2 protein-coding genes are annotated in these 3,176 nt (G+C 46.3%); both read left to right on the top strand.

Features of this window, described 5'->3' with window-relative positions; all coding sequences use genetic code 11:
- The coding region (locus tag ACFILW_RS08695) for a ShlB/FhaC/HecB family hemolysin secretion/activation protein (RefSeq protein WP_375685571.1) at positions 1-744 on the top strand (744 nt) is incomplete at its 5' end.
- A 25-nt stretch (positions 745-769) separates the two neighbouring features.
- Positions 770-3,176: filamentous hemagglutinin N-terminal domain-containing protein (locus tag ACFILW_RS08690; RefSeq protein ID WP_375685570.1), on the top strand; the 2,407-nt coding region annotated here is incomplete at its 3' end.

Below are 3,176 nucleotides of genomic sequence, written 5' to 3'. Positions count from 1 at the left end.
GCCAGTACAAGCAGGGTTCTTTACCGTGATAGTGTTTCCCTTACAACCTTGAATTTAGGTCTTTCTTATAAAAGAACCAATAATTACCTTCTTGGCAATAAGATTGAAGTGGGCAGCCGTCAATATAGTGTCGCCAATTTTGGGATTTCGCATTCGCGCCAGATGTTGGGGGGGACTTGGACCTTTGATGTGAGTTATTTGCAAGGGCTCCCTTTGTTTCATTCTGTCAAGAAGCACGATCCAGGAGCAGGGGATGCGGAGCCACAATTTGCCAAATTTACTGGTACGCTTAGTGTCATGACGCCTTTTAAGGTAGGGGGCTTGGACTTTATACTGAGCAATCTTTTGAGTGGTCAATATTCACCGCATAATTTATTGGGTGCTGAGCAGATTTCGTTGGGGGGCGCCTCCAATGTTCGTGGCACGCGTGAGAGTTTGCTTTTTGGCAATAACGGTTTTTTTAGCCGGAATGATTTGTTGTTGCGCACCATTCCGTGGAGCAATCACGCGACCTTCAAAAAGGTTTTTGGAGAACTTCGCCCTTATGTTGGTTTGGATTATGGGCGTGTGTTTTCGCAAGCTTTGTATGGGATTAAGAGTGACCAGCTTGCCGGTTGGACAGCAGGTGTCAAGCTTGCGGGAGGCATGGTCTCTCTTGATGCCAGTTATTCCAGTATTTTTTGGAGCACAGTTAAGCACAAAAAATCAGGAACATTTTTTATGACATTAACAATGGAACTTTAAGCATTTTTTATTGGGGAGTTAAAGTATGAGATATGAGAAGAGAGCAGAAAGAGCAGCTTTATTAGGTGTTTTGGTCTCCAGTACAATGCTCAAAAAGGTTTTATTTGGGGGACTTGGTTTTTCTTGTTTGTTAGCACCTTCAGCGTTACAGGCACAAATTACTGTGGATCCTAACGCGAATGCCGCCCATCGTCCAGATATAGTGGCAGCGCCCAATGGGGTTCCCTCAATTGATATTGTTACCCCCAATGGCAAGGGCTTATCACACAATAAATATTACGATTTTAATATTGGAAATCCGGGTGTGATTTGGAACAATCATGCGCAAGAAGTGGGGCAATCGCAGTTGGGGGGCATTATGCCGGGCAATCCGCATTTGCGCCTCACGGGTTCAGCGAAAGTGATTTTAAATGAAGTGACCAGCAGCAAGCGCAGTGCGCTTCATGGTCCAGGAGAGGTTTTTGGGAGCCCCGCCGATGTGATTATAGCCAATCCCAATGGGATAAGCTGTGATGGTTGCGGTTTTATCAATACGCCCCATGCGACCTTAACCACAGGTGTACCCGAAATTGATGCGAGCGGTTTTTTGAAAGGCTTTGAGGTGCGAGGTGGGGATATCACCTTTGGCGCCAAGGGAGCCAATTTTTTCTCAGGCCAAGGGGCTGTTGATATTGTCGATATTGTCTCACGCACGGTGCATTTTGAAGGAGCTGTTGCGGGCAGAGAAATTGGTGTGACAGCAGGGACCGGTCACTTTGATTATGCTTCACGGGAAATGAAAGAACTAACTGATATTACTGGTAAACCAGAATATGCGATAGATGGTTCTGCTTTGGGGGCTCTACAGGCGGATCAGATTAAACTTGTGGCAACAGAAAAAGGTGTTGGGGTTCGTATGCGCCATGATATGGCAGCCAATGCGGGGCAGTTGCATCTTTCTGCTGACGGGAAAATCTCGTTGAAGAATGTTTTTGGTCATGGGGGTGTTGTCCTCAAATCGAAAAGCCAGAGCGTATTGGCAAAACACATCACCTCGAAAAAGCATATTGATATTGCCGCCCATAAGGATGTGACGTTAGAAACGGTTGGCGCTGATGGTCATTTGAAGATAGAGGCGCAAGATGGGCTTTTATCGATTGCCGGTAAGGCAACCTCTGGAGGCAACATGGAGCTGTCTTCGCGCCAGACACTTCAAGTTTCAGGGCTAGGGTCAGGTGCTGATATGGCTCTTGAATCGGGCGGAGACTTGAAGCTTGAGGGGATTGTTTTAGCGCAAGGGAATCTCAAGGCGCATGCCGGTGGTGATATACAGGCGCAGCTTTTAGCTGGTGGGGTTGATATGGCGGCAACGGGTGCTGCTGGTGTTGTTGTTCTTGGCACCCAAGGGGATGTTGATCTCCAGAGCAGTCAAGGTGCGATTGTTGCTGAAAGTGTTTATGGGGCAGGAGACATCACCCTGGTTTCTCATAACGGGCTATCTGTTTCTCAAACAATTCTGTCGCATCAAAATGTTGTCATTCAAGCACAACCAGAAACAAATGCTCCCGTTCATTTTAGACAACTTTTAGCCTATGGTAAGGCAAATATTGAGGGTGGGGCGGTTGACTTTTCTTCGCTGATGACGGGTGAAAAAGCTGTTTTAAAGGTTGGCAGCCTTGATGCAGGCACACTGATGACAGGTGTCGTTTCTACGGGCGGTTCAGGGGATCTTGTTTTAGATAAAAACGGCTTTCTTTTGATTACAGCAAAAGAAGGGGTGAAGGTTGGTCAGATTGCCAGTGGTGGCAATATTGAAATTTTTGCAGGCAACGACATCTATTATGATCAGGTCATGGGCTATGGCAGCGCAACATTGACATCGGTATCAGGAGAGATCAGTGTTGAGAATGTGCTGTCTGCTGAGGGGGATGTGAGATTGACAGCAAACACTCTCGATTTAAGCAATAATCGTTCTCATATTTACACGCCGCAAACGCTGTATTTAATTGCAGATCATATTGATGTCTCAGAGAGCGAATTGGCTTATGGCGGTTTAGACTTTCAAAGCACCAATGCCCTTGATATTCACCATGCGCTGCTACAAGCCGTGACAGATCAGGGTGGGACTGGAGATATTCTCTTTATTGCTCCAAGCGTTATGGTTGATGAGACAACTTCTGTTTTAGCAGCACGAGATTTCGTGATCAAGACGGGGGAGCTTAGAAATAGCGGTCAATTGGCATCGGGGCAGGATTTAGTCTTTAGCGTGACGGGGGATGTGACCAACAACAAAACGGGCTTAATTTATGTGAAGGGCAATGGTGCTTTACAAGTTGATGGTGCTTTGCTCAATGATTTTGGCACTATAATGGCAGAAGGTGATTTATCTTTTACCAATGCAGATGGCAGCGGAAAAAGCCTTTCGCTTGTGAACAAAGCAGGCTTTATTCAAG

It is taken from the genome of Bartonella sp. TT110JLCBS, assembly GCF_042193405.1.
Taxonomy (GTDB): domain Bacteria; phylum Pseudomonadota; class Alphaproteobacteria; order Rhizobiales; family Rhizobiaceae; genus Bartonella.
Note: the sequence above shows the minus strand (reverse complement) of the source record. Positions and strands in the feature narration are given on the sequence as shown.